This window comes from Thalassobacter sp. 16PALIMAR09 (assembly GCF_000765485.1).
GTDB classification, from domain to species: Bacteria; Pseudomonadota; Alphaproteobacteria; order Rhodobacterales; family Rhodobacteraceae; genus Thalassobacter; species Thalassobacter stenotrophicus.
Window position 1 is genome coordinate 457,161 of record NZ_JHAK01000002.1, and the last position, 24,360, is coordinate 481,520.

Consider the following 24,360-nt stretch of genomic DNA (forward strand, 5'->3'; position numbering starts at 1 on the left):
ATGGAAACGATTATCCTATTTGCGCCCCTCGTTGGCGCCCTGATCTGTGGCTTTGGCTATAAGTGGATCGGTGAAACACTGGCGATGTGGGTTGCCACGGGCTTTTTGTTCCTTGCGGCGATCTTGTCTTGGGTCGTGTTCGTAACGTTCGACGCATCCGCGCATGACGGCGGGTTCTACACGGTAACGATCCTGCGCTGGATCGAAAGCGGCAGCCTCGCGACAGATTGGGCGATCCGGATGGATGCGTTGACGGCGACGATGTTGATCGTTGTGACAACTGTATCGGCGCTCGTGCACCTATATTCCTTTGGGTACATGGACCACGATCCGCAGTGGCGCGATGGCGAAAGCTACAAGCCGCGCTTCTTTGCGTATCTGTCGTTCTTTACCTTTGCGATGCTCATGCTCGTGACGGCGGATAACCTGATCCAAATGTTCTTTGGTTGGGAAGGCGTGGGCGTCGCCTCCTACCTTTTGATCGGGTTCTACTGGCGCAAGCCTTCGGCGTCTGCGGCCGCGATGAAGGCATTTGTGGTCAACCGCGTGGGTGACTTCGGTTTCGCGCTTGGGATCTTCGGGATCTTTTTGCTGACCGACAGTGTCGAGTTTGCGGTGATCTTCGAAAAGATGCCTGAGCTGGCCGACACAACCGTCCGCTTTTTGTGGTCCGACTGGAATGCGGCCAACTTGATCGCCTTCTTGCTGTTCATCGGCGCGATGGGCAAATCGGCCCAGTTGCTTTTGCACACATGGTTGCCCGACGCGATGGAAGGCCCGACGCCCGTGTCGGCCCTGATCCACGCCGCGACAATGGTAACGGCGGGTGTGTTCCTTGTCTGCCGCATGTCCCCCCTCATGGAATTTGCGCCCCAAGCGATGGAGTTTGTGGTGTTCCTCGGGGCGACCACAGCCTTTTTCGCAGCGACCGTGGGTCTTGTACAAAACGACATCAAGCGCGTGATCGCCTATTCGACGTGTTCCCAGCTTGGCTACATGTTCGTGGCGGCAGGGCTTGGCGTTTATTCGGTGGCGATGTTCCACTTGCTCACCCACGCGTTCTTTAAGGCGATGCTGTTCTTGGGTGCGGGCTCCGTGATCCACGCGATGCATCACGAACAAGACATGCGCAACTATGGCGGCCTGCGTAAAAAAATCCCCCTGACGTTCTGGGCGATGATGATCGGTACATTGGCCATTACAGGTGTGGGTATCCCGCTTTTATACGTGGGCTTTCCGGTCGGCTTCGCGGGCTTTGTCTCCAAGGACGCCATCATCGAGAGCGCATATGCAGGCACCGCCGGGGGCTACGCCTTCTGGATGCTGGTTGTCGCAGCCTTGTTTACCAGCTTCTACAGCTGGCGCCTGATGTTCATGACATTTTACGGCACGCCGCGCGGCGACAAGCATACCCATGAGCATGCTCATGAAAGTCCCCTCGTAATGACTGCCCCGCTTGGTATCCTTGCGATTGGTGCCGTGTTCGCGGGCATGGTGTTCTATGGTCCGTACTTCGGCAGCCAAGCCAAGGTCGACAAGTTCTTTGGCACCCATGAGGGTGGCGCGTATGGTGAGCATCATGCCGCAACCAATGTGATCCCGTTGATCGCACAGGCCCATGCCGCAGGCGACAAAGACCACGCCGAGCGCGCACCCCAAAAAGCAGGCCACGGTGGCATCTACATCGGCGATGACAACACCATGATCCACGACGCGCATGTCGTTCCGAAATGGGTCAAGGTATCTCCGTTCATTGCGATGTTGCTGGGCTTTGCCGCGGCATGGGTTGGCTATATCAAACGCCCCGAATGGCCCAAGGCATGGGCTGAGGCGGCGCAGCCGCTGTACTTGTTCTTGCTGAACAAATGGTACTTCGACGAACTCTACGACGCGGCCTTCGTTAAACCCGCCCAAGCCATTGGCCGGTTCCTTTGGAAAAAGGGCGATGAGGCGACGATTGACGGCGGTATCAACGGGCTTGCGATGGGAATCATTCCCTTCATCACCCGTCTCGCGGGTCGGGCACAGTCCGGCTATCTGTTCCACTATGCCTTCGCGATGGTCATTGGGATCGTTGTGTTGGTCACATACATGACGATCGCCGGAGGGGCGAAATAATGGAAAACAACCTCCTCTCCTTTATCACGTTCACCCCATTGTTGGGCGCGCTGATCCTTGCGTTGTTCTTGCGCGGCGATGACGCCGCTGCACAACGCAATGCCAAGTGGCTGGCCCTTGGTGCTACGGTATTCACGTTCCTGTTCTCGATCGGGTTGCTAACCGGGTTTGACGCCCAAAACACGGACTTCCAGTTTGTTGAGGAACGCACTTGGCTGCTGGGTCTGACCTACAAGATGGGTGTTGATGGCATTTCGGTTCTGTTCGTGATGCTCACGACATTCCTGATGCCGCTGGTGATCGCCGCCTGTTGGGATGTGACCCACCGGGTTAAAGATTACATGATCGCGCTTCTGATCCTTGAGACGCTGATGATCGGCGTGTTCTGCGCGCTCGACCTGATCCTGTTCTATGTTTTCTTTGAAGCAGGACTGATCCCGATGTTCCTGATTATCGGGATTTGGGGCGGCAAGAACCGCATCTACGCGAGCTTCAAGTTCTTTCTCTATACCCTCCTCGGTTCGGTATTGATGCTGGTGGCGATGGTTGCGATGTACGTTGACGCGGGCACCACGGATATTCCGACCCTGCTGACCCACACCTTCGCAACCGAGAGCTTTTCAGTCCTGGGCATCCATGTCGTCGGCGGTTTGCAGACCATGATGTGGCTTGCGTTCTTTGCGTCATTCGCGGTGAAGATGCCCATGTGGCCGGTGCACACTTGGTTGCCCGACGCCCACGTTCAAGCGCCCACAGCGGGCTCTGTCGTTCTGGCGGCTATCTTGCTGAAAATGGGGGGCTATGGATTCCTGCGGTTCTCATTGCCCATGTTCCCGGTGGCATCAGACTTGCTGGCACCGATGGTCATGTGGCTGTCCGTGATCGCGATTATCTACACCTCGCTGGTGGCGTTGGTGCAGGACGATATGAAAAAGCTGATCGCCTATTCGTCCGTGGCCCATATGGGTTATGTCACGGCGGGGATCTTTACGGCCAACCAGCAGGGCATTGACGGGGCGATTTTTCAGATGATCTCCCACGGGTTCGTGTCTGGCGCGCTGTTTTTGTGTGTCGGCGTGATTTACGATCGGATGCACACTCGTGAGATTGATGCATACGGGGGTCTTGTGAACCGGATGCCGGCCTACGCGTTGGTGTTCATGCTGTTCACGATGGCCAACGTGGGCTTGCCGGGCACCTCGGGGTTCATCGGTGAATTCCTCGTGCTGATGGGCTTGTTCCAATACAACACATGGATTGCAATGTTCGCGACGACCGGTGTGATCTTGTCGGCCTGTTACGCGCTGTATCTCTATCGCCGCGTTGTCTGGGGTGATCTGATCAAGGAAAGCCTCAAATCGATCACGGACATGACCACGCGTGAGCGCGCGATCTTTGCGCCGTTGATCGTCATGACGATCCTCTTTGGCGTCTATCCCGCCCCCATTCTCGACATCATCGGGCCCTCGGTTGAGGCTCTTGTCGCTGATTATCAAACCGCGACCCTCGTGACGGATACCGTCACGGCTGTGGCCGCCGCAAGCCAATAGGACGCACGTGATGAGCGCTGACCTCAACATCATCCTGCCCGAAATCCTGCTGTCGCTGTTCGCGATGGGGGCCCTGTTGGGCGCGGTCTATACCGGCAAGGACAAACTGGCCCTGCCGATTTTGTGGGCCACCGCCGGCCTGTTCGTGGCCATGGCATTCTGGATCGGCGTGTCCGGTGACACTGACCGTATGGCGTTTGGCGGCATGTTCACCGATGACGCATTTTCGCGGTTCGCCAAGGTGACGATCTTGCTGAGCGCTGCGGCCGTTTTGTTGCTGGGTCAAGACTACATGACCCGCAACGATATGCTCAAATTCGAGTACCCCGTGTTGGTCACACTTGCAGTTGTCGGCATGATGACCATGGTTTCCGCCGGTGATCTGATGGTCCTTTACATGGGGCTCGAGCTGCAATCTTTGGCGCTTTACGTAGTGGCGTCTATGCGCCGCGATAACCTTCGCTCGACTGAAGCGGGGCTTAAGTATTTCGTGTTGGGCGCGCTGTCTTCGGGTCTGTTGCTTTATGGTGCGTCGCTGACCTACGGCTACGCGGGCACGACCAATTTCGCAGGCATCATTGCCGCGGCTGAGGGCGACATCTCGCTCGGGCTGCTGTTCGGCCTCGTGTTCATGGCGTCTGGCCTTGCGTTCAAGGTTTCGGCAGCACCCTTCCATATGTGGACACCAGACGTCTACGAAGGCTCACCCACGCCTGTCACCGCGTTCTTTGCGACCGCACCCAAGGTCGCGGCCATGGGGCTATTTGCCCGCGTCGTGCATGATGCCTTTGGTGGTGTTGTCGCTGACTGGCAGCAGATCATCGCGCTGCTGGCTGTGGCGTCGATGTTCCTAGGTGCGATCGCTGCGATTGGTCAGACCGATATCAAACGCCTGATGGCTTACTCTTCGATTGCGCACATGGGCTTTGCTTTGATGGGTCTTGCGGCTGGTACGGCTGCGGGTGTGCAGGGGATGCTGATTTACATGGCGATCTACGTCACCATGAACATCGGGACCTTTGCGTTTATCCTGTCCATGCGCCGGGATGGCCGGGACGTGACGGATATTGCCGCGCTCAACATGCTGTCCAAATCGCATCCGACACATGCCTTGGCGCTGTTGGTTCTGTTGTTCTCGCTTGCGGGTATCCCGCCGATGCTGGGCTTCTTTGGCAAGCTATACGTGCTACAAGCCGCCGTGGACGCGGGCCTGTTTTGGCTTGCGGTTCTGGGCGTTGTCGCATCGGTTATCGGTGCGTTCTATTACTTGCGTCTGGTCTATTTCATGTACTTCGGCACGGAGGGCGAGCCCCTCGATCAAGCGATGCCTGCAATCCAATGGGTGGCAATGGTTGGCTGTGCTGCGATCATGGTCTTGGGCATCGTAAACCTGTTTGGGATCGAAGGTCTTGCGGCAGCGGCTGCCGAAACGCTGGTCCGCTAAGATGCGGATTGGTTGTGCCCATCGCGGGGGTCACGCATCGTGATCCCGCGCTGGCCCGAGGGTGTCGGGCAGGTAATCCTCCCCACCGTTGATAGCACTTCGCTAGAGGCCGCGCGCCAAGCCCCGCATATCGCGGGGCCGACGTGGTTTTTGGGGCTAGAGCAAACCGCAGCCAAGGGGCGGCGCGGGCGCGCGTGGTCCAATCCGGCGGGCAACTTTGCAGCATCGTTGGTCTATCGCCCCGGTGGCGCGATTGCGCATCGGGCGCTGCGCAGCTTTGTGGCCTCGCTTGCGTTACAGGACGCGTTGATCGCCGCCACGGGCCGGACCGAGGGGCTGCGGCTTAAGTGGCCCAACGACGTGCTGTTGAATGGGGGCAAACTGGCGGGCATCTTGCTAGAAAGCGGCCCGTCCGAGACCCTGATCATCGGGATCGGTGTCAACCTGCGCGCCGCCCCAACGCAGGCTGAGGTCGAAACCGGTGCGGTTGCGCCAGTGTCCCTTTTGTCCGAGACAGGTACCGACATCACGCCCGAGGCATTTCTTGATCTTTTGGCGCCCGCCTTCGCCGCCGTTGAGGCGCAATTTCTGACCTACGGCTTTGACGCTGTGCGTACCCGCTGGCTGGCCAATGCCGCCAAATTGGGTGAGCCGATCCACGCGCGCACCGTCACCGAGACCCACCACGGCACGTTCGAGACCGTGGACGCGGAGGGGCAACTGGTGTTACGGACCGCGGCGGGCCAGCGAATGATCTCGGCGGGCGACGTATTTTTCTAAAGGGGGCAGCCATGCTTCTTGCCATCGATTGCGGAAATACCAACACCGTCTTTTCCATCTGGGACGGCGATGACTTCGTGGCGAGCTACCGGATGTCGACGGATCATGCCCGCACCGCGGATGAGTATTTCGCATGGATCAGCCAGATGATGCTGCTGCAAGGGGTGGCTGCGCGGATCGACAGTGCGATCATCTCATCTACGGTGCCGCGTGTGGTGTTTAACCTGCGGGTGCTGTGCGACCGGTATTTCGACTGCCGCCCCAGGGTTGTGGGCAAGCCGGGTTGTGCCCTGCCGGTCGAAACACGGGTGGACGCCGGGACTGCCGTTGGGTCAGACCGCCTTGTAAACACCGTCGCAGGTTACGATCTATTTGGGGGCAATCTGATTGTTGTCGATTTCGGCACCGCCACAACGTTTGATGTGATAGACCATGACGGTGCTTATATCGGCGGTGTGATTTCCCCTGGGGTGAACCTGAGCCTTGAGGCGCTGCACCGTGCGGCGGCCGCGCTCCCCCATGTGGATATCAGCAAGCCATCGGCCGTGATTGGCACCAACACCATCGCCTGCATGCAGTCGGGCGTTTTCTGGGGCTACATCGGCCTCGTCCGAGAGATTTGCGCGCGGATCAAAGCTGAGCATGGCGCGCCTATGAAGATCATCGCTACAGGGGGACTGGCCCCACTTTTCCAGCAAACCGAGACGCTCTTTGATGCTTTCGAAGAGGACCTGACAATGCACGGACTGACCGTGATACATAAATATAATGAGAGTTTAGAGGCCTAATGAAAAAACCTGACCGACTGATCTACCTCGCCCTCGGGGGCGCGGGTGAGATTGGCATGAACGCCTATGTGTATGGCTACGGCCCCAAAGGCAAAGAACGCTTTATCCTTGTGGACCTAGGCATCGCTTTTCCTGACATGGACAGCACTCCGGGCGTGGATGTGATCCTGCCGGATATGTCGTGGCTCGCGGAGCAGGCGGACCGTTTGGATGGTATCTTTATCACCCACGCCCACGAGGATCATGTTGGCGGCGTGGCCCACATGTACCGCCATTTCAACGCGCCGATCTATGCGCGCCCCTTCACCGCCAACATCGCCAAGCGCAAGATGATTGAGCAAGGGCACGCCCCTGAAAATGTGCATGTGGTCGAGGCGATGGAGCCGGTCGAAGTGGGCCCCTTTACGGTCAGCTACCTGCCTATCTCACACTCTGTTCCCGAAAGCGCGGGCCTTGTGATCGACAGCCCCGAGGGCCGCGTGATCCACACCGGTGACTTTAAGCTGGACGAAAGCCCCGTCGTGGGTGAGGCGTTTGATCCCGACCTCTGGGCCGAAGTGTCTAAGCCCGGCGTTCGCGCCCTTGTGATCGATTCGACGAACGTGTTCACCGGCCATGCGGGTCGCTCTGAGGCGGTTTTGGGCCCAGAAATCCAAAAGCTGATCAAGGCTCAAAAGGGCATGGTCGTAGCGACGACGTTCGCCTCAAACATCGCGCGTCTGAAAACGCTGGCGGATGCGGGGCGGGATGCGGGGCGTTCGATCGTTCTGTTGGGTCGCGCGATGCGCCGCATGACCGAGGCCGCGATGGAGGAAGGCATCCTCACGGATTTCCCCAGCGTGATTTCGCCCGAGGACGCCAAGAATGTGCCACGCGAAAACCTGATGCTGATCGTGACCGGTTCGCAGGGTGAGCGGCGCGCAGCGTCTGCCCAGCTCAGCCGGGGTAAGTATCTGGGGCTAGAGTTGAAGGAAGGCGATACGTTCCTGTTTTCCTCCAAGACGATTCCGGGAAATGAGCGCGGCGTTGCCCAGATCATGAATAACTTCAGCGAGATGGGTGTTGATGTCGTGACGGATGCGGATGGTCTGTACCACGTGTCAGGTCACGCAAACCGCCCCGACCTTGAGCGGATCACGGGTATCGTGAACCCACAGGTCGTGATCCCGATGCACGGGGAACACCGTCACCTGCGCACCCATTCCAAGCTGGCCACGGCCAATGGCCGCCAAGGCGTGTTGGCCCCCAACGGGACCATCGTCGACCTGTCCGGAAATGCCGCCACGGTCGCGGGCTATGTCGACACGGGCCGGGTGTATTTGGACGGTGCCGCACATGTCGGGTCCTACGACGGGGTTGTGCGGGATCGCTTGAAAATGGCGCTGAACGGCCATGTGGTTGTGGCGGTGATGGTCGATGAGGACGATGACCTGCTAGAGGACGCTTGGGTTGATATCCGGGGCCTGAGCGAAGTGGGCACCAATGGTGCCCCGCTTTTGGATCTGCTTGAGGATGAACTGGCCCAAGCCTTGGCGCGCGTTGATGGGCGGACTGCTGCGGATGATGACAAGCTGTCTGATGTTGTCAAACGTGCGGTGCGCCAGCTCTGCAAAGAACAGATCGGCAAGAAGCCTGAGGTCACGACGTTGATCACGCGGCTGGCGGCTGAATAACGAAAAAGGGCGGGATCAACTCCCGCCCTTTCTAATTCTAACGATGCGATATGTGCGGACTGGCCGCCGCAGGGGTTAGCCTGCGTTTTCTTCGCGGCGTTCTTCAAAGCTGAGCGCGATGAAGCCGGGCAGGTGATCGCCCAAACCCACCACACGATTGTCCTGACCGCCGGAGCGACCACGTCCGCCGCGCGAACGTCCGCCACCTGCATTGTCACGCTTGGGGGCTGGCTGCTCTGCTGGGGCGGCGTTATCGGCTTGGGCCTCAGGGGCGGCTGCCTGTGCTGCGGTATCCTCAGCGGGACGCTCCGACTTGTTGCGACCACGGCCACCGCGGGAACGGGTTCGCTTGGGGCGCTCTTCGGTCTGCTCTGGTGCCGCGTCGTCAGAGACGGACTTGTTGCCGCCGCCGGGTGGGGACCATGGGCTTTCGACCCGTGGAATTTCCTTTTCCACCAAACGCTCAATCGCGGTGAGGTATTTTTCGTCCGACGGCACCGAGATTGAGAACGCCGTTCCCAATTTGCCCGCGCGCCCGGTGCGACCGATGCGGTGGACGTAGTCTTCGGCGTGGCTGGGCAGGTCAAAGTTGAACACGTGGCTCACGTCCGGAATGTCCAGCCCGCGCGCAGCCACGTCAGAGGCCACAAGGAACCGCAATGACCCCTCACGGAAGCCGTCCAATGTGCGCATCCGCTGGGCCTGATCCAGGTCGCCGTGAATAGGCGCTGCATCATAGCCGTATTTCTTGAGCGACTTGGCAACGATATCCACGTCAACCTTGCGGTTACAAAAGATGATGCCGTTTTTGCATTTGTCGCCTTCGCTATCGATCAGCGCGCGCAGGATTTCGCGTTTGTCTTTTGCCGTCATATCGCGGCGTTTGGGGGTGTGCTGGATCAACCCTTGAGTAATCGTATCGGAGGTCGAGTTCTGCCGCGCGACTTCAATCTTTTCGGGGTTCGACAAGAAGGTCGATGTGATCCGCTCAATCTCGGGCGCCATTGTGGCCGAGAAAAACAGGGTTTGCCGGGTGAAGGGCGTCAGCTCAAAAATACGCTCAATATCGGGGATGAACCCCATGTCGAGCATCCGGTCAGCTTCATCCACGACCATGATCTGCACACCACCGAGCAGCAGTTTGCCACGCTCAAAGTGATCCAGCAGACGGCCCGGTGTTGCAATCAGGACGTCAACACCACGGTCGATCAGCTTGTCCTGTTCTTTGAACGAAACGCCACCGATCAGCAGAGCCTTCGTGAGGCGCGAGCCCTTGGCGTAGGTGTCAAAGTTCTCAGCAACCTGTGCTGCCAACTCCCGTGTGGGGCACAGCACGAGGCTGCGTGGCATCCGTGCGCGCGCGCGGCCTTTGCCGAGCAGGGTGATCATGGGCAGGGTAAAGGCGGCGGTTTTGCCGGTGCCTGTCTGGGCAATTCCCAGGACATCGCGGCCTTCGAGGGCAGGCTTGATCGCGCCTTCTTGGATCGGTGTCGGAGACGTGTACCCTGTGGCTTCGATAGCCTTCAGGACTTTGGGGTCGAGGTTGAGCTCGGAAAATGTCGTCATGTGCGTCCATTGTTAGCGGGGAGCCGTATTGCTCTGATCCGCGGGGGGAGGACGCCTGCATTCACGCCCAAACGGTTTTCAAACGCGCGTTCTTCGCACGTGCGGCAGGACCTAGACCATAACGCGCAAAACGTCAACTTTTGCCCGTGCCGCGGGTGGTTGGGTGTATGTCTGGGCGGTAGCCGTGCCGAAGGGTGGCAATTGTCGGGGCAGGGGTCAGGACCGTGACGGTCCCGCTGGGCCGCGGTTGGGGTGGGCCGTACCCTGCGGGGCTATAGGTATGCGCGGCACTTTCGGTCAGCAATATCGGAGTTTGTCCGGCGATAAAGCTGCCCGGCGGCAGGTCGGCTGCATCCGCGCTATGCACGATCTGTTGGCGGCCGCGTGTGACGCGGGCGGCGTGCAAGGCCCGGTCTAGATCGGGCATCCGGGTTGCAGGGCCGCCGGTAGGGCCATGTGCGGCATCCCACGCAGCGCGAAATTCCCGTGCACGGGCGCGTTGGCAGTAGTGGCAGGGGCGGTGCCCCGCCGCGAGTGCAACAGCCTCATCAAGGAAAAACAGTGCGGTCCAGGCGCGGTCCGGCATCGGACCATGATAGGTGCCGCGCGGGTGATGCAGCGTGCAAATCACCCAATTGGGGTGCTGCCACCGAGAGGTGCCAAGGGTCCGATCGGGCCGGTGCAGGATGCCTCGGTTCCCGGTCAGCGTCCCGCGGGCTGGATGGGTGATAATCTCACCCGTCGGAGCCACGCGGTTTTGCAGTGTCACACCATCATTTCCTTGGTGTTGGACAGGGTCACATCCGGATAATCGCGCACCACACGGTCGATATCCCACTGAAGGCGGGTCAAAAACACCACGTCGCCGTCGTTGTCGTGGGCGATGTGCTGTTTGTTGGCATTCACAAGCTTGTCTACCGCCTCTTCGGTGCCATGCACCCAGCGCGCGGAGGTAAATTGCGACGGCTCGAACCGGACGGGCAGGCCGTATTCCAGCTCAATCCGCGAGGCGAGGACTTCAAACTGCAACGCGCCCACCACGCCGACGATAAAGCCGCTGGCGATGGAGGGTTTGAATACCTTGGCCGCGCCTTCTTCGGCAAATTGCATCAGCGCCTTTTCGAGGTGCTTGGCCTTCATCGGATCGCCCGCGCGGACCGTTTGCAAAAGCTCGGGCGCAAAGGACGGGATGCCGGTGAACTTGAGGGCTTCACCCTCTGTCAGGGCGTCGCCGATGCGCAATTGGCCATGGTTGGGAATGCCAATGATGTCACCGGCCCATGCCTCTTCGGCCAACTCGCGGTCTGCGGCCAAGAACAGCACAGGGTTTGAGATCGCCATTGGTTTTTTGGACCGCACGTGCGTCAGCTTCATACCGCGCTGAAAGTGACCGGAGGCAAGGCGCACAAACGCCACGCGGTCCCGGTGTTTGGGGTCCATGTTGGCCTGCACCTTAAACACAAATCCTGCGACTTTCTTTTCATCGGCGCTGACTTGGCGGGGGGAGGCGGATTGCGGCTGTGGCTCAGGCCCGAATTCCGCGATGCCGGACATCAGTTCCTGCACCCCGAACGAGTTGATTGCAGAGCCGAACCAAATGGGGGTCAGAGTGCCCTCAAGGAATGCTTTGTGGTCCATCGCGGGCAGCAACTCACGCGCCATCTCGATCTCTTCTAGGAAGGTATCCAGCAATTCTGCGGGCACGTGTTCCGCAAGTTTGGGGTCATCCAGACCCTCAATCGCGATGCTCTCAGAGATTTTGTTGCGGTCCGCGCGATCCATCAGTTCTAGCCGGTCACGCAGCAGATCGTAGCAACCGACAAAGTCGCGACCGCGCCCAATCGGCCATGAGGCCGGGGTCACGTCGATCGCGAGGTTTTCTTGGATCTCATCGATGATCTCAAAGGTATCGCGGCTTTCGCGGTCCATCTTGTTACAAAACGTCAGGATCGGAAGGTCGCGCAGGCGGCAAACCTCAAACAGCTTTTGCGTCTGGCTTTCAACGCCCTTGGCGCCGTCGATCACCATGACGGCGGCGTCAACGGCGGTCAGCGTACGATAGGTGTCTTCGGAGAAATCCGAGTGGCCCGGCGTATCCACAAGGTTAAAGCGAAACTCGCGGTCGGGCGTGTGATAGTCGAACGACATCGCTGAGGCCGACACGGAGATGCCGCGATCCTGCTCCATCTTCATGAAGTCTGAGCGCGTGCGTCGCGCCTCACCTTTGGCGCGCACCTGACCCGCCATCTGGATCGCGCCCCCGTACAACAGGAACTTTTCCGTCAGCGTCGTTTTCCCGGCGTCGGGGTGCGAGATGATCGCAAACGTCCGGCGGCGGCTGATTTCGGGGGGCAATAGGGGCGCATTATCAAGCATGATCGGGCTATAGAGCGCAGGCGATCAACGTGCAAGTTCGCAGGCCTATGCCGCCCGCTTCTTGGCTTTGGATTTTGCGGGGCCCCAGTCCAGTTTGACCTTCTTCTTTTTAAGCTTCTTAAGGTACGCTTGCTCCCAGTGGGTGTAGTGGCCAAGCGTATCTTGTTGCTGACGCAGCATGTCCAGAAACGCGATCTGGTGCTTTTCCTTTTTCAGCCCCTTGAACAGGGATTTTTGCGCCTTGGTCATGGAGCACCCGATGCAGTGCCCTTCGCGCTTGAATTTGCACACGTCAATGCAGGGGCTGGGCACTTTGCTCATGGTGGGTTCCGTGTGTTGCGGGCCGTTGTTCAATACTTGATGATTTTGTCCCAAATTTCAATCCCGACAAAAACAATCGGACTACACGCTGGCACGGCGTAGGCCGGCCCCCATCGATTGCAGGTTGCAGTACGCGCGCATTCGGCTAGGTCTAGCGCCGAAACGTATGGGAGAAGACGACTATGGATCTGGGTATCAAAGGTAAACGCGCCCTCGTGTGTGCAAGCTCCAAAGGTTTGGGCCGTGGGTGCGCCGAAGCACTGGCCGAGGCTGGCGTTGATCTGGTGCTGAACGCCCGTGGGGCAGAGGCGCTTGAGGCGACCGCGGCACACATTCGCAGCACCTACGGCGTAGAAGTCACGGCCGTTGCCGCCGACATCACGTCCGAGGATGGCCGCGCCGCAGTGTTGGCTGCCGCTGGCGACATCGACATTCTGGTCACAAACGCGGGTGGCCCGCCCCCCGGCCTGTGGTCCGATTGGAGCCGCGATGATTTCATCGCAGCCATCGATGGCAACATGCTGGCCCCCATCGCATTGATGCAGGCAGCACTGCCGGGCATGATCGCGCGTGGCTGGGGCCGTGTGGTGAACATCACATCCGGTTCGGTCAAAGCACCCATCCCGCAACTGGGCCTGTCGAACGCGGCACGCACCGGGCTGACCGGCTTTGTTGCAGGCACCGCACGTCAGGTCGCCGAAAAGGGTGTGAACATCAACAACCTGCTGCCCGGCATCCACGACACCGACCGTGCCGTGTCGTTGGACACAGGCGTGTCCAAGGCGCAGGGCATCACCATGGATGAGGCCCGCACACAGCGCGAAGGCACCATTCCGGCCCGTCGCTATGGCACCGCGGCTGAGTTTGGCGCGACCTGCGCATTCATGTGCTCGCAGCACGCGGGCTTTATGGTGGGGCAAAACGTTCTGCTCGATGGCGGCGCAATTAACGCCACGATCTAAGGCCAAATCAGGCAAAAAGTGTCGCAGGACTGGCCAAGGGCTGGACCTGCGACGGTTTCGCACCATCTTGCCCCTTGAATAGAAGGGAGCCTTAGATGTTCGACGAAACACACGACCCCGCGACTGCCATGCGCCAACGCCGCCAAGAGGCTGAGGCCCAAATCCGCGCAAAAGAATTGCGCAAGGTCGCCCAAGGCCACGTCTTGATGGCTGGCTTTGAAGCCTACGGCAACGGCATGAACGGCAAAGGCCTGTTTGCAAAGGTGAACACGGCCGCCAAATGGGGCTTGATCTGGTTCGCCATGATCGCGCCAATTCTTTTGGTGATTGACCAACGCTGGTAAGCCAGCTGGCTTCGATGTCTGAGCGTGGTCCCCTTGGGGCCGCGTTTTTTGCGTTTCTTGATGTATCCCATCACATCATTCCATTTGACGCTGGTGCGACCCTCCGCGAATGATATTCGTATCGCAACGCAGTGGAGGCCGGGATGAAAGACAGCAACTTCCTAAAGGAAATGAACGCGCGCAAGCTGTGGCACCCGATGGCGCACCCCGGTGCGATGCAGGACGCCCCGCCCAAGATTATCACCAGTGCGGATGGCATCCACATTACGGATATCGATGGGCACAGCGTGCTGGATGCAGTTGGCGGGCTTTGGAACGTCAATCTGGGGTATTCCTGCCAGCCAATCAAAGATGCGATTGCGGCCCAATTGCAGGTGCTGCCATATTACAGCGCCTTCAAGGGCACGACGACGGATCTTGCGATTGAGCTGTCGGATGTTGTGGTGGATTCCTTCGATCAAGAGGGGATGGCGCGCGTCTTTTTCACCTCGGGGGGCAGTGACAGTGTGGAAACCGCGCTCAAGCTTGCGCGGCAATATCACCGTCTGCGCGGTGAGGCAGGGCGCACCAAGTTCTTGTCCCTGCGCAAAGGCTATCACGGGACGCATTTTGGCGGGGCCTCGGTAAACGGAAATCCGCTGTTCCGCGCCTCTTATGAGCCGCTTTTGCCCGGCTGTTTCCACGTGCCCGCGCCCTATACCTATCGCAACCCGTTCGATGAGGCCGATCCCGAGCGGCTGGGCGCGATGTGCCTGCGCGCACTGGAAGAAGAGATCACCATGCAGACACCGCAAACGATCGCGGCGATGATTATGGAACCCGTTTTGGGGGCTGGCGGCGTGATTGTGCCGCCCGAAACCTATATGCCGGGCGTGGCTGAAATATGCGCGCGCCACGGAATTCTGCTGATCTCGGATGAGGTTATTACCGGCTTTGGCCGCACCGGATCATGGTCCGGGGCCCGGCGCTGGGGCGTGAAACCCGACATGATGACGACTGCCAAGGCGATCACCAACGGGTACTATCCGTTCGGCGCGGTTCTGCTGTCGGGTGAAATGGCTGAGGTGTTTGAGAGCGCGGATGAAGCGGCAGGCATGATCGGCCACGGCTATACCTATTCGTGCCACCCCGTGGGCGCGGCGGCGGCGCTGGCCTGTTTGGCGGAAACGCAGCGGTTGAACGTGATGGAGAACGCAAGCGCGCGCGGTGCACAATTGTTTTTGGGCCTGCAATCCTTGGCTGAACGGTTTTCGCTGATCGGCGATGTGCGCGGCGGGGCTGGCTTGATGTGCGGGGTGGAACTGGTCTCGGACCCTTCGACCAAGACGCCCCTAGACGCGGCGACGGCCAAGAAAATATTTGAGACGACCTATGAAGCGGGCGTCATGGTACGGCTGTCTGGCACCAACCTGTTGATGTCGCCGCCGCTGATTTTGGGCGCGGGTGATGTGGATACTATCCTTGCCGCACTGGCAAAAGGCTTGGAGGCGGCCTAGGTTACGCACCCTAACGCGCTTGCATCGAAGGCAAATTCCATGACCGCTCGGATATTCATCAACGGCTTTGGCCGCATCGGTCGCTCTGTCCTTCGGGCGCTTTTGGCGCGGGATGAGGACCTTGAGGTCGTGGGAATTAACGACATCGCGCCTTTGGAAACCTGCGCTTATCTATTTGAGTTCGACAGTGTGTTTGGCCCCTGGAAGGGCACTGTCGCGGTTGAGGGCGATGCGCTTGTGGTGGATGGGCGACGGTTCGCGTTCCACCGCACGCCCGACATTCGGACCCTTCGGCTGGGCGATGTTGATCTGGTGATGGAATGCACCGGTCACGCCGAAACCCGCCCCGAGGTTGAGCGCGGTTTGCTGGCAGGCGCGGGCAAGGTTTTGATGTCGGGACCCTCTGCTGTGGCGGATGGTACCGTTGTTCTTGGGGCAAATGACGCGGCTTTGCGCCCCGATATGCGGGTCGTGTCCAACGCGTCATGCACCACCAACGCGGTCGCGCCACTGGTGCGGGTGCTGGACGATGCCTTTGGGGTAGAGACCGGGACCATGACCACGATCCACTGCTACACCGGCTCTCAGCCGACTGTGGACAAACCAACAGGTGGATTGGCGCGGTCGCGGGCGGCGGCTTTGTCGATGGTGCCGACAACCACCTCAGCCGGGCGGTTGGTTGATGTGGTCTTGCCGCATCTTGAGGGGCGGGTCGTGTGCACGTCCGTGCGGGTGCCTGTCGCGTCCGTGTCAGCCGTTGATCTGACCGTACGATTGACTAAGGACTGTGACGCAAGCGCGTTGAATGCAGCAATTTTGGCGGCCAGTGGGCCTATCATTGGCACAACGGACAAGCCGCTGGTTAGTTCGGACCTGCGCGCCCGCGCCGAAAGCTATATCCACGCTCTGCCCGAGACGTTTGTCACAGACGGAGGCCTTGTGCGGGTGTTTGGCTGGTACGACAACGAGTGGGGCTTTGCGCACCGGATGATTGATATGGCTGTCCGAATGACCGCGCGTGCCTAAAACCGAACGTGGTATTTCGGTTGGCCTCGGGCGGATCGGCGCGTGGCCTAGGCCAGGCCCTTTTGAGGCGAACCGGCAAGGTCCTACGCCTGCGCAAGATCCCAGCGATATTCTTTGAGGCAGTGGCGCTCAGGCCGGTTGCAGCGCGCTATGCAGGTGAGTCCAACGTGCCCAGCGCGGTGAATAGACCTGCTTGTGTTAAAGGCCCGGCGGCAAACCGGTCCGCGGGCACGCCTTGTTTGGACAATGCACGCGCGTAAAGCCCGCACAGCACCTCTCGCCCGATGAGGGCGACTTGCTGACCCAGCCAATAGGGTTTTAACGCGGCAATCTCGGCCCCGATCAGCAAGCCCGACAGCCGAGCATCTGCCGCCGTCTTGGTCGCGCCGGTCAAGACATGGCTCGCGCGGATCGCGGCCAATTCGGTGACCAAGCGTTCTGGATTGGACAGTGTCACATCCACCCCTTCGTCAAAGGCGATGCCATCCGGGTCACCATGGGCCACGGAATGACGCAGGATCGAAGTCTCAGCCAGAAGGTCATACATCTCACCCGTCATGGTGGTTTCAAAGCTGACAATTTCCTCGGCACTGACATGGGCCCACTTGGAATGCGTTCCGGGCAGGCAAATGACGCCCTCGAACGTTGGATGAGAGGCTAAAAATCCAGAAATCTGGGTTTCCTCGCCGCGCAGAATTGTGGGCTTGGGGCGCAATTGTGACAGTCCGGGCATCATATAAACGTGCAGCCCTGCATCCTGCGTCGGTACGCGCGTTGGTGCCAGCGTGCGCGGGGCGCAGGGGACCTGTGCAAACGGGGCCTCAAACCAACCCTCGCGGGAGCCTGCCTCACCACAGATCAGGATCGTCACAGGGCGATCCCCCCAAGTGCTGCGCCAAGGGTCGATCAATTTGCTCAACGTTGGTTCAAACTCATCGCAATTGAGGGTGCGCGCCCCGGCGGACCTATCCCCGGCCTCGGCCACAGCAGTGTCATCCTGCATCAGCCAAGCCCGCAGGTTTGACCCGCCCCAATCAACGGCAATCCAAGTCATCAAGCGCACCCTTTTCTGTCTCATTCAGCCCAAGCTGCGCCCCTTATGCGCAATGCGCGGCCCAAGACCAAGGCTTGGATTGGCGGCATCGTGGGGGCGGCAGCGGATGGTTTTGTCGGGCATAAACCATCAAGCGTGAACATGGTCCTAAGAGCCGGGCACAACGCGAATACGTTTGAAGCTTGGGGGGTGCTCCGCGCCTTTGGGCCGAGTGGAACCAGTGGATGCGCCCACCCGCAAACGCCGCGCGCCTTCGGATGTCGGCGGCAGGCTCTGACGCGCCCTCAGCCGCGCCATCAGGTCCGCCACTGGTGTCGTCAGTTCCATGCCGTAGACGACAAAACGACCGTCATCGCCGCGCGTCCCGCCGGAGATGATCGACAGGATCCGGCGATTGCCGTCTTCTTCGATGAATACCGGGGCCCCGGATGAGCCGAAGGTCGCGGCACAGTTGAACTCTAGGATGCCGCCAGAATAGCGGTTCGTGATTGCGCAGCCGCGTTCTTGGGTCAGGGCTTCCTCTCGGCCCTTGCCGTAGGACACCAGCATGACTTCGGTGCCTTGGCTCGCGCGGGCGTGGATCCGAAAGGGGGAGGCGCTGGTGACGAAAATCTCACTTTCAAGCTGTAATAGCGCGATGTCATAGGGGATGGTTTTGGCGGTCGACTTGCCGCCCGGATCGCGCACATAGCCCTGTGGGATGTGAGCGGCCACAACGCGTCGCTCCGCGCTGGCGGCACCGTGTTGATAGCCTGCGCGAAACACCAAATCGCGGGGCAGTTTGGTTCCGGCTTTGACGTGGTCATAGACACAATGCGCTGCCGTCAGAACGATATCGCGGGCAATGAGCGTGCCGGTGCAAAACCCGCGACCAAAATCGAGCCTGCCGACACCTTCCCACCCCATGCGCTTGAATGGTGCGTCTAGCGTCTGGATGGATTGGGCCTGCACACTGTGGGAGCATGCCAACACCACCATAATCGCAAGCGCGTGTGCAGAGCGGCGCGCAAATTGGTAAAGCATGGTCGGACCCCCGTGATAGCACTGCCCCCAACGTAGGCGCGGGGCGGGACAATTCTGCGGCAACAACAGGGAGATTTCGCATCATCCCTGAAACAATGGCATCAAAAGAGGGGGATTGTTTGACTTGCCATTCGATCCATCGGTGAACTTGTTGGACATAGGAACGTTCTAGGCACCATGCCGATGTCATCGGAGAAGGATATCGCTGATATCTGGGCAAGCAGCACTGATTGTGGTTGCCTCTGCAGGGTCTGCTGTGGGCGGGCTTATGGTGGGCCTTGAACTATTGTGAACTGATGGTGATGGTCAGTCTAGTGCAGGTAGTGACGCGCTCTTTGTGCTATGAATGACGAGCCTGATTGCACAAAGCGCCGCAATAGGGAGCACTGTTGCGATCTACATGCTGGCGTTGATGCCGCCGCAGGTGATCAGCGCTGTGGGGGCGCTGACAGCCCCGGTGTGCCGATACGGCGTTAGATCGGCACCATAATGATCGACGCCGATCCTCTCTCAGGCATCCCTGAAAAAAACGACGTTGGATGCGGAATGAAACGTTGATTTTATTTTGCCCGTTGTCGTTAGTTTTCTTGATGGTCGATTTTTTGGGCCAACTGGGGTGATAGTGTCGGAGTCATCGGGGCTAGGCTCGATGTCGATCGCGGCGTTGAAAAAGGAAAAGCATACCGTCCAACTCTCGGTGGTGAGCTGGTGTGCATCGCTTTCCGTTCCTGCCCAAGGTCGATGATTGGAACCGATTTAACCGGCGCACGGGGGGCACTTTGGTCGAAAAATGCTGCCACTTTTGGGACTTGATGCGCCTGACGCTGCAAAGCAATCCGGTCCGCGTTTATGCCAGCGCAGGCGTCGATGTGAACCACTTGGATGAGGTGTATGACGGTCAAACTCCGGACATTATCGACAATGCTTTTGTGGTGGTCGATTTTGAAAACGGCGCGCGTGGAATGCTGGATTTGTGCATGTTCGCCGAAGGGTCATACTGGCAAGAACGGATCGCCGTCACCGGTGAAAAGGCGCGGCTAGAGGCGCTGATCCCCGGGCCTGCAAGGTTCTCACCAGATGGATCCGAGCGCGCCGCAGAGTTCGTCATATCACCCCGCGCCACCAAGCAAGAGCAACGCGAAGTCGTGCCTGTTCCTGAGCATATCCTTGCCGCGGGCGATCACCACGGGTCCACCTATTTTCAACATGAACGCTTTCGTGATCTGGTGCTGGCAGGAGTTGGTAAGCCTGAGGTTACGTTTGAGGATGGCTACTGGTCCGTCCTTGTGGGCGAGGCGGCAGAGCAATCCGCGCGGACCGGTATGGCCGTGGACCTAAGGGGCAAGGGGCCATGATGCCAGAAGCCTTCTGTTGAAAAATGCCTCTGTTGTTCGTGAAAATTGCCGCTATCACTTGTGCAACGACCTAGCGCTTGGACCCCTTTATGACCGACCCGCGTGCCCCTGACGGCAGCCTTATCACGACTCACGACATTGCCCACGCAGGCCTACGCGCGCGGCTGACATCGTGGGGTTCGGTGCTGATGGACCTGCGGTTGGATGGGCACGAGGCCCCGCTGGTTTTGGGGTTTGAGGACCCCGCGCTATACCTGCGGCACTCGCCCTACTTTGGGGCCACTGCGGGGCGCTTTGCCAATCGGATAGGCGGCGGCCGGTTTGTAATCGACGGCACCTCGTATCAAGCTGATTGCAACTATCTGGGTGAGCACACGCTGCACGGTGGCGAGGTTTCGATGGGCAAGCGCAATTGGGACACGATTGCCCTGTCCGACAGCTCGGTGACTATGACAATCGGGCTTGAAGATGGTGAGATGGGCTTTCCCGGCGCGCTCCGGGCTGAGGTGACATATGCATTGGTGGTGCATGACGGCTGTACTGCGTTGCGCATTGATTACCGCGCCACCAGCGATGCGCCCACGCTGTGCAACTTGGCCCATCACAGCTATTGGGCGCTGGATGGGTCCGGCGATCTGGGGCACCACAGCTTGCAGGTCGATGCTGCGCACTATACCCCTATCGATGCGGAGCTGATCCCCACCGGGGAAATCGCGGACGTCACCGGGACCCGGTATGATTTTCGCCAGCCGCGCAGCGTTATGAGCAATCGTCTCGGGGAGGGGCCGATCGATCACAACCTTTGTCTTGCGTCCACGCGCCGGGCGCGCCGTCGGGTCGGGACCCTGCGCTCGCGTCTGTCCGGCGTGTCGATGGACATCACCACAACTGAGCCTGGTCTTCAGGTCTATAACGGGGCCAAGATCAACGTCTCCGTGCCGGGACTGGATGGACGCGTTTATGGGGCCCATGCGGGCGTTGCCCTAGAACCCCAAATCTGGCCCGACGCCCCCAATCATCCCGGTTTTCCCAACGCCATTTTGCGTCCGGGGGAAACCTATCGCCAAACAACGATTTTCAGTTTTTCAAAGGAGGCTCCCGATGAGCTTTGAGACCTATATGCGCCAAGCCAACCTGATCGCCGGAGAATGGGTCGGGGCGGACAGCGGTAAGACAATCGACGTCACAAACCCGGCCACCGGCGAAGTCATCGGCACCGTGCCCGCCTGCGGCACCGCCGAGACTGAGCGCGCGATCGCTGCCGCTCACGGTGCTTATGCCGACTATGCGGCCACCTCATTGATGGACCGTGTCGGGCTTTTGTGGAAGCTGCACGATGCGCTGATGGACAATCAAAAATCGCTGGCCGAGCTTCTGACCATCGAGATGGGCAAGCCATTGGCCGAGGCAATGGGCGAGATCGCAATCGGCGCACAATACGTTCGCTGGTTCGCTGAAGAAGCCCGCCGTGCCAAGGGTGAGATCGTCCCCGCAGGCGTGAATGGTCGCCGCATCCTCGTGACAAAGCACCCTGTGGGCGTGGTCGGCATGATCACACCATGGAACTTCCCGTCCTCGATGCTCGCCCGGAAAATCGCACCGGCGCTGGCGGTTGGCTGTACTGTGGTAGCCAAACCCGCAACCGCGACGCCATACTCGGGCCTCGCATGGGGGGCATTGGCCGAAGAGGCAGGGTATCCGGCGGGCGTGGTCAACGTGCTGACCGGGTCCGCGCGGGCAATTGGGGGCGCCATCATGGATAGCCCGATTGTTCGCAAAGTGACTTTCACCGGCTCAACTGAGGTCGGCAAGGAGCTGATCCGGCAATCGGCAGACACGGTCAAAAAGGTCTCAATGGAACTGGGCGGCAATGCACCTTTCCTAGTGTTTGATGACGCGGATATTGATGCCGCCGTCCAAGGCGCAATGGTGTCCAAGTTCCGCAACGCGGGCCAAACCTGCGTCTGTGCCAACCGCATTTATGTGCAGGCCGGCATTCACGACGCCTTTGTCGCCAAGCTCGTAGAGGCCACTGAGGCCATGAAGGTCGGCAATGGCCTTGAGCCCGGCGTCGAGCAGGGCCCAATGATCGACATGGATGCGGTCGCAAAGGTTGAGGAATTCATCGCTGACGCGACCGCCCAAGGTGGCACAATCGCCACAGGCGGGGCGCGTCACGGCAATGGCGGTACATACTTCACACCCACGGTCGTCACCGGCGCCACGCAGTCGATGAAGTTCGCGACCGAAGAAATCTTTGGCCCCCTCGCGCCGGTGTTCAAATTCGATACCGAAGAGGAGGCGATCGCGATGGCTAACGCGACGGAATATGGTCTCGCATGCTATGCCTACACTCGTGATCTGGCCCGCACATTCCGCCTCAACACCGCTCTGCAGTACGGGATGATCGGGGTAAACTCCGGTCTCATCACCACCGTCGAGGCTCCGTTTGGCGGTGTCAAAGAAAGCGGCTTGGGCAAGGAAGGCGGCAGCCAAGGGCTAGAAGACTACATGGACACCAAATACGTTTGCATCGACGGGGTCTGAAAACGGCCCCTCCTTTGTTCCTGAAATACTCCGGGGGTGCGGGGGCCGCGCCCCCGCGTCAGGCGTAGCCTGAAGAGGCTGCGCAACCCACTAGGTCACACGCTTGATCAAACGTGCATGTTGGTCGCAGGCGATATTCAATTCGCCGACCGTCGTAATGTCGCGCGCCTCCAGCATCGGGATCAGCGCCCGCAACGCCAGTGCGGTGGCGCGGGCGTCTCCCAATGCGGTGTGCCGTACCTCTTCGGGGATTTCGATCCCCAGCCGCGCGCACAAGGCGTCCAACGTGTGCGTCTGGGATTGCCCAAATACCACGGCTGACATCAGCACCGTATCCAGTACCGGCATATCAAACCGCAACCCCAGTTGCGTCTCGCGCCGTCGAAGGAAGGCCATGTCAAACGGGGCGTTATGGGCGACCAATGCATGGCCATCCGTATAGCGGTGAAAAGCCCGCAGGGCATCGCGCACCAAGGGCGCCTCACGAACCATGGCCTCAGTCACATTGTGAATGGCGGTCGAGGCCGCGGGGATCGGGCGGTTGGGATTGACATAGGTGTCGAACGGCTCGGTGGTAAGGATCTCTCCCCCGACCACCCTTAGAGCCGCGATTTGTACGATCTCATCGCCCTCGTCGGGCAATAAGCCAGTCGTTTCAGTGTCAAACACCACCAGATCAAGGTCGCGCAGGCTGGTCGTCTCACTCAGCGGATGCGAGGGGCGCCCCAGGAGGCGAAAGTCGCGCGCGCCCGCGCCGCGTTTGGCCCCTTCGCCCAAGCGCACAAGGTAACCTGTACCGATCTCGGGCAGGTCGATTTTGCGCACGCCCGCGCGATCCGCGGCAGGGGGCAAGCGGCGGTTCAAGCCAACCTCAACATCCCCAACCGACAGCCCAGAGGCGGCTGCGTTATACGCCACGACCCGACGGTCCTCAGAGCACAGCACATAGGCCTCGGGCAAGTTGTCCAGAACGGCCTCTAGGCGTGCGCGCTCTCGGCGCAAAGCGCGGGTTTCACGTGCCAGTGCTGCCGTAACGGCCTCTCGGCTCTCCGCGAGAGAGTCTGCCATTGCATGCGCGGCATCGCCCAAATCCCCCAGATACCGGGCATGCGTGATGTCCATTTCATGGGTGGTTTCGGTATGCGCGCGGGTGCGCAACTGCGCGGCCAACGCCTCAACGGGTTTCGCGACATTCTCATCGAACAAAAGCCAGACCCATGTCGTCAGCCCCAAAATTGCCAGTCCCGCCACCAGCCCAGCAATCACAAAGCCCGACAGAACCTCTGGCTGCGCAAGGCGCATATAGCCCAAGATCAACCCGCCCGTGATCAACGCAATCCCACCCAATGCCATCAGGGCAAAGAACAGAAAAATCCGCAGTCGGAGTGAGAGGTTCGCGAGCCCCATGACCTAGCCCTGACACACAATCGGCAGGAACGGATCGTCATCCGCCAGCGCGCGCCAGTCGCTTTCCGCCGGTAAATCCGCGCCGTCGGGCAGGTCCGCACGCCGCCTGCCCGCGCAGTCAAACACCACGGGCATCGCAAACAGGGGCGCATCGCGGGTAAAGACATAGACGGTGGCCAGTTTCGCGCTCTCCATCGCGGGGTTCGTCAAAATGGTGTCCCGGTCCACGGCCATGAACGTGTGGACATAGGGGCGTGCCAGGGTCCACGGGCGGTACCATGCGCTGCTTTGCTGGTTGTTGACCTCAACAAATCCAGCAGGCATCGCGTTTAGGTTGCGCGGGTACCACGAATATTCAGCGTTGATCGAAAAGGCGACCATGGCCAAAGCGGCTGCGGTGGGCGTGACCCAGCGGGGGATGACGTTACCCACAATCACCCGCACCAACATGACGACCCCTGCCACGGCGGCCCCGCTGGCCAGCATCGCGATCAATTCCCAAATCATCTCTACTCTCCCCTTTGTCGTTT

At 59.8% G+C, this 24,360-nt stretch carries 21 protein-coding genes; 13 read left to right on the top strand and 8 right to left on the bottom strand.

Annotation, left to right across the window (positions count from 1 at the left end; genetic code table 11):
* From nuoL to PM04_RS06155, 6 genes are read left to right on the top strand one after another with little or no spacing between them, the layout of a single operon-like run.
* Complete coding sequence (gene nuoL / locus PM04_RS06130) at nt 1-2,118, top strand: NADH-quinone oxidoreductase subunit L (protein ID WP_038004665.1); 2,118 nt, start codon at nt 1-3, stop codon at nt 2,116-2,118.
* On the top strand, nt 2,118-3,668 hold the full coding sequence (locus PM04_RS06135; protein ID WP_038004667.1) for an NADH-quinone oxidoreductase subunit M: 1,551 nt from the start codon (nt 2,118-2,120) through the stop codon (nt 3,666-3,668). The genes nuoL and PM04_RS06135 overlap by 1 nt, the downstream gene beginning before the upstream one ends.
* Before the next feature lie 10 nt (nt 3,669-3,678).
* Nucleotides 3,679-5,112 (top strand): NADH-quinone oxidoreductase subunit NuoN, encoded by a 1,434-nt coding sequence (gene nuoN / locus PM04_RS06140; RefSeq protein ID WP_038004669.1) that lies wholly within the window; start codon nt 3,679-3,681, stop codon nt 5,110-5,112.
* A 42-nt stretch (nt 5,113-5,154) separates the two neighbouring features.
* Nucleotides 5,155-5,892: a biotin--[acetyl-CoA-carboxylase] ligase gene (locus PM04_RS06145; protein ID WP_038005178.1), complete on the top strand. Its 738-nt coding sequence runs from the start codon at nt 5,155-5,157 to the stop codon at nt 5,890-5,892.
* Nucleotides 5,893-5,903: 11 nt separating this feature from the next.
* A complete protein-coding gene (locus PM04_RS06150) occupies nt 5,904-6,680 on the top strand; it encodes a type III pantothenate kinase (protein ID WP_038004671.1) in 777 nt (258 codons plus the stop codon).
* On the top strand, nt 6,680-8,353 hold the full coding sequence (locus tag PM04_RS06155; RefSeq protein ID WP_038004672.1) for a ribonuclease J: 1,674 nt from the start codon (nt 6,680-6,682) through the stop codon (nt 8,351-8,353). The genes PM04_RS06150 and PM04_RS06155 overlap by 1 nt, the downstream gene beginning before the upstream one ends.
* 75 nt (nt 8,354-8,428) lie before the next feature.
* On the opposite strand, the gene PM04_RS06160 is transcribed toward PM04_RS06155, so the two are convergent.
* The 4 genes from PM04_RS06160 to PM04_RS06175 all read right to left on the bottom strand — a co-directional run bounded on the left by PM04_RS06160 (nt 8,429) and on the right by PM04_RS06175 (nt 12,616).
* On the bottom strand, nt 8,429-9,919 hold the full coding sequence (locus tag PM04_RS06160) for a DEAD/DEAH box helicase (protein WP_038004674.1): 1,491 nt from the start codon (nt 9,917-9,919) through the stop codon (nt 8,429-8,431).
* Nucleotides 9,920-10,052: 133 nt separating this feature from the next.
* Nucleotides 10,053-10,688, bottom strand: coding sequence for a hypothetical protein (locus PM04_RS06165; protein WP_038004676.1), 636 nt, complete (start codon nt 10,686-10,688; stop codon nt 10,053-10,055).
* Nucleotides 10,685-12,295: a peptide chain release factor 3 gene (locus PM04_RS06170; RefSeq protein ID WP_038004678.1), complete on the bottom strand. Its 1,611-nt coding sequence runs from the start codon at nt 12,293-12,295 to the stop codon at nt 10,685-10,687. The genes PM04_RS06165 and PM04_RS06170 overlap by 4 nt, the downstream gene beginning before the upstream one ends.
* Nucleotides 12,296-12,340: 45 nt before the next feature.
* Nucleotides 12,341-12,616: a DUF1289 domain-containing protein gene (locus tag PM04_RS06175; RefSeq protein ID WP_052068222.1), complete on the bottom strand. Its 276-nt coding sequence runs from the start codon at nt 12,614-12,616 to the stop codon at nt 12,341-12,343.
* 182 nt (nt 12,617-12,798) lie between these two features.
* Here PM04_RS06175 and PM04_RS06180 point away from each other — a divergent pair, with 182 nt between their 5' ends.
* The 4 genes from PM04_RS06180 (at nt 12,799) to PM04_RS06195 (ending at nt 16,444) form a co-directional block, all read left to right on the top strand.
* The gene (locus PM04_RS06180; RefSeq protein ID WP_038004679.1) at nt 12,799-13,578 is read left to right on the top strand and encodes an SDR family oxidoreductase; all 780 of its coding nucleotides are present in this window, start codon (nt 12,799-12,801) and stop codon (nt 13,576-13,578) included.
* Nucleotides 13,579-13,673: 95 nt separating this feature from the next.
* Nucleotides 13,674-13,922: a hypothetical protein gene (locus PM04_RS06185; protein ID WP_038004681.1), complete on the top strand. Its 249-nt coding sequence runs from the start codon at nt 13,674-13,676 to the stop codon at nt 13,920-13,922.
* Between the two features lie 143 nt (nt 13,923-14,065).
* The gene (locus PM04_RS06190; RefSeq protein ID WP_038004683.1) at nt 14,066-15,418 is read left to right on the top strand and encodes an aminotransferase class III-fold pyridoxal phosphate-dependent enzyme; all 1,353 of its coding nucleotides are present in this window, start codon (nt 14,066-14,068) and stop codon (nt 15,416-15,418) included.
* A 39-nt stretch (nt 15,419-15,457) separates the two neighbouring features.
* A complete protein-coding gene (locus PM04_RS06195) occupies nt 15,458-16,444 on the top strand; it encodes a type I glyceraldehyde-3-phosphate dehydrogenase (RefSeq protein WP_038004686.1) in 987 nt (328 codons plus the stop codon).
* A gap of 148 nt (nt 16,445-16,592) precedes the next feature.
* Here the strand turns inward: PM04_RS06195 and PM04_RS06200 are convergent, their stop codons facing one another.
* Both PM04_RS06200 and PM04_RS06205 read right to left on the bottom strand, forming a co-directional pair.
* On the bottom strand, nt 16,593-17,498 hold the full coding sequence (locus PM04_RS06200) for a 2-dehydro-3-deoxygalactonokinase (protein ID WP_038004688.1): 906 nt from the start codon (nt 17,496-17,498) through the stop codon (nt 16,593-16,595).
* Between the two features lie 147 nt (nt 17,499-17,645).
* Nucleotides 17,646-18,521, bottom strand: coding sequence for a serine protease (locus PM04_RS06205; protein WP_052068223.1), 876 nt, complete (start codon nt 18,519-18,521; stop codon nt 17,646-17,648).
* Between the two features lie 710 nt (nt 18,522-19,231).
* Here PM04_RS06205 and PM04_RS06210 point away from each other — a divergent pair.
* From PM04_RS06210 to PM04_RS06220, 3 genes are all read left to right on the top strand, one after another.
* Complete coding sequence (locus tag PM04_RS06210) at nt 19,232-19,876, top strand: Gfo/Idh/MocA family oxidoreductase (RefSeq protein WP_052068224.1); 645 nt, start codon at nt 19,232-19,234, stop codon at nt 19,874-19,876.
* Nucleotides 19,877-19,965: 89 nt separating this feature from the next.
* Nucleotides 19,966-20,988 (top strand): aldose epimerase family protein, encoded by a 1,023-nt coding sequence (locus PM04_RS06215; RefSeq protein ID WP_038004689.1) that lies wholly within the window; start codon nt 19,966-19,968, stop codon nt 20,986-20,988.
* The gene (locus PM04_RS06220; protein ID WP_038004690.1) at nt 20,978-22,423 is read left to right on the top strand and encodes an NAD-dependent succinate-semialdehyde dehydrogenase; all 1,446 of its coding nucleotides are present in this window, start codon (nt 20,978-20,980) and stop codon (nt 22,421-22,423) included. Before PM04_RS06215 ends, PM04_RS06220 begins: the two co-directional genes overlap by 11 nt.
* Before the next feature lie 90 nt (nt 22,424-22,513).
* Here PM04_RS06220 and PM04_RS06225 read toward each other — a convergent pair whose 3' ends face one another.
* Nucleotides 22,514-23,830, bottom strand: a complete 1,317-nt coding sequence (locus PM04_RS06225; RefSeq protein WP_038004691.1) for an exonuclease domain-containing protein — start codon at nt 23,828-23,830, stop codon at nt 22,514-22,516.
* Between the two features lie 3 nt (nt 23,831-23,833).
* Nucleotides 23,834-24,337 carry a hypothetical protein gene (locus PM04_RS06230; RefSeq protein WP_038004693.1) on the bottom strand — a complete coding sequence of 168 codons (504 nt, stop codon included), beginning with the start codon at nt 24,335-24,337 and terminating at the stop codon, nt 23,834-23,836.
* Nucleotides 24,338-24,360: the final 23 nt, after the last annotated feature.

Excerpts from the sequence above, each read along its gene's own strand:
- PM04_RS06190 (WP_038004683.1), top strand. The coding sequence starts at position 14,066 with ATGAAAGACAGCAACTTCCTAAAGGAAATGAACGCGCGCAAGCTGTGG.
- PM04_RS06220 (WP_038004690.1), top strand. The coding sequence starts at position 20,978 with ATGAGCTTTGAGACCTATATGCGCCAAGCCAACCTGATCGCCGGAGAA.
- PM04_RS06155 (WP_038004672.1), top strand. The coding sequence starts at position 6,680 with ATGAAAAAACCTGACCGACTGATCTACCTCGCCCTCGGGGGCGCGGGT.
- nuoL (WP_038004665.1), top strand. The coding sequence starts at position 1 with ATGGAAACGATTATCCTATTTGCGCCCCTCGTTGGCGCCCTGATCTGT.
- nuoN (WP_038004669.1), top strand. The coding sequence starts at position 3,679 with ATGAGCGCTGACCTCAACATCATCCTGCCCGAAATCCTGCTGTCGCTG.
- PM04_RS06160 (WP_038004674.1), bottom strand. The coding sequence starts at position 9,919 with ATGACGACATTTTCCGAGCTCAACCTCGACCCCAAAGTCCTGAAGGCT.
- PM04_RS06185 (WP_038004681.1), top strand. The coding sequence starts at position 13,674 with ATGTTCGACGAAACACACGACCCCGCGACTGCCATGCGCCAACGCCGC.
- PM04_RS06225 (WP_038004691.1), bottom strand. The coding sequence starts at position 23,830 with ATGGGGCTCGCGAACCTCTCACTCCGACTGCGGATTTTTCTGTTCTTT.
- PM04_RS06230 (WP_038004693.1), bottom strand. The coding sequence starts at position 24,337 with ATGATTTGGGAATTGATCGCGATGCTGGCCAGCGGGGCCGCCGTGGCA.
- PM04_RS06200 (WP_038004688.1), bottom strand. The coding sequence starts at position 17,498 with ATGACTTGGATTGCCGTTGATTGGGGCGGGTCAAACCTGCGGGCTTGG.
- PM04_RS06215 (WP_038004689.1), top strand. The coding sequence starts at position 19,966 with ATGACCGACCCGCGTGCCCCTGACGGCAGCCTTATCACGACTCACGAC.
- PM04_RS06135 (WP_038004667.1), top strand. The coding sequence starts at position 2,118 with ATGGAAAACAACCTCCTCTCCTTTATCACGTTCACCCCATTGTTGGGC.
- PM04_RS06170 (WP_038004678.1), bottom strand. The coding sequence starts at position 12,295 with ATGCTTGATAATGCGCCCCTATTGCCCCCCGAAATCAGCCGCCGCCGG.
- PM04_RS06150 (WP_038004671.1), top strand. The coding sequence starts at position 5,904 with ATGCTTCTTGCCATCGATTGCGGAAATACCAACACCGTCTTTTCCATC.
- PM04_RS06195 (WP_038004686.1), top strand. The coding sequence starts at position 15,458 with ATGACCGCTCGGATATTCATCAACGGCTTTGGCCGCATCGGTCGCTCT.
- PM04_RS06175 (WP_052068222.1), bottom strand. The coding sequence starts at position 12,616 with ATGAGCAAAGTGCCCAGCCCCTGCATTGACGTGTGCAAATTCAAGCGC.
- PM04_RS06180 (WP_038004679.1), top strand. The coding sequence starts at position 12,799 with ATGGATCTGGGTATCAAAGGTAAACGCGCCCTCGTGTGTGCAAGCTCC.
- PM04_RS06205 (WP_052068223.1), bottom strand. The coding sequence starts at position 18,521 with ATGCTTTACCAATTTGCGCGCCGCTCTGCACACGCGCTTGCGATTATG.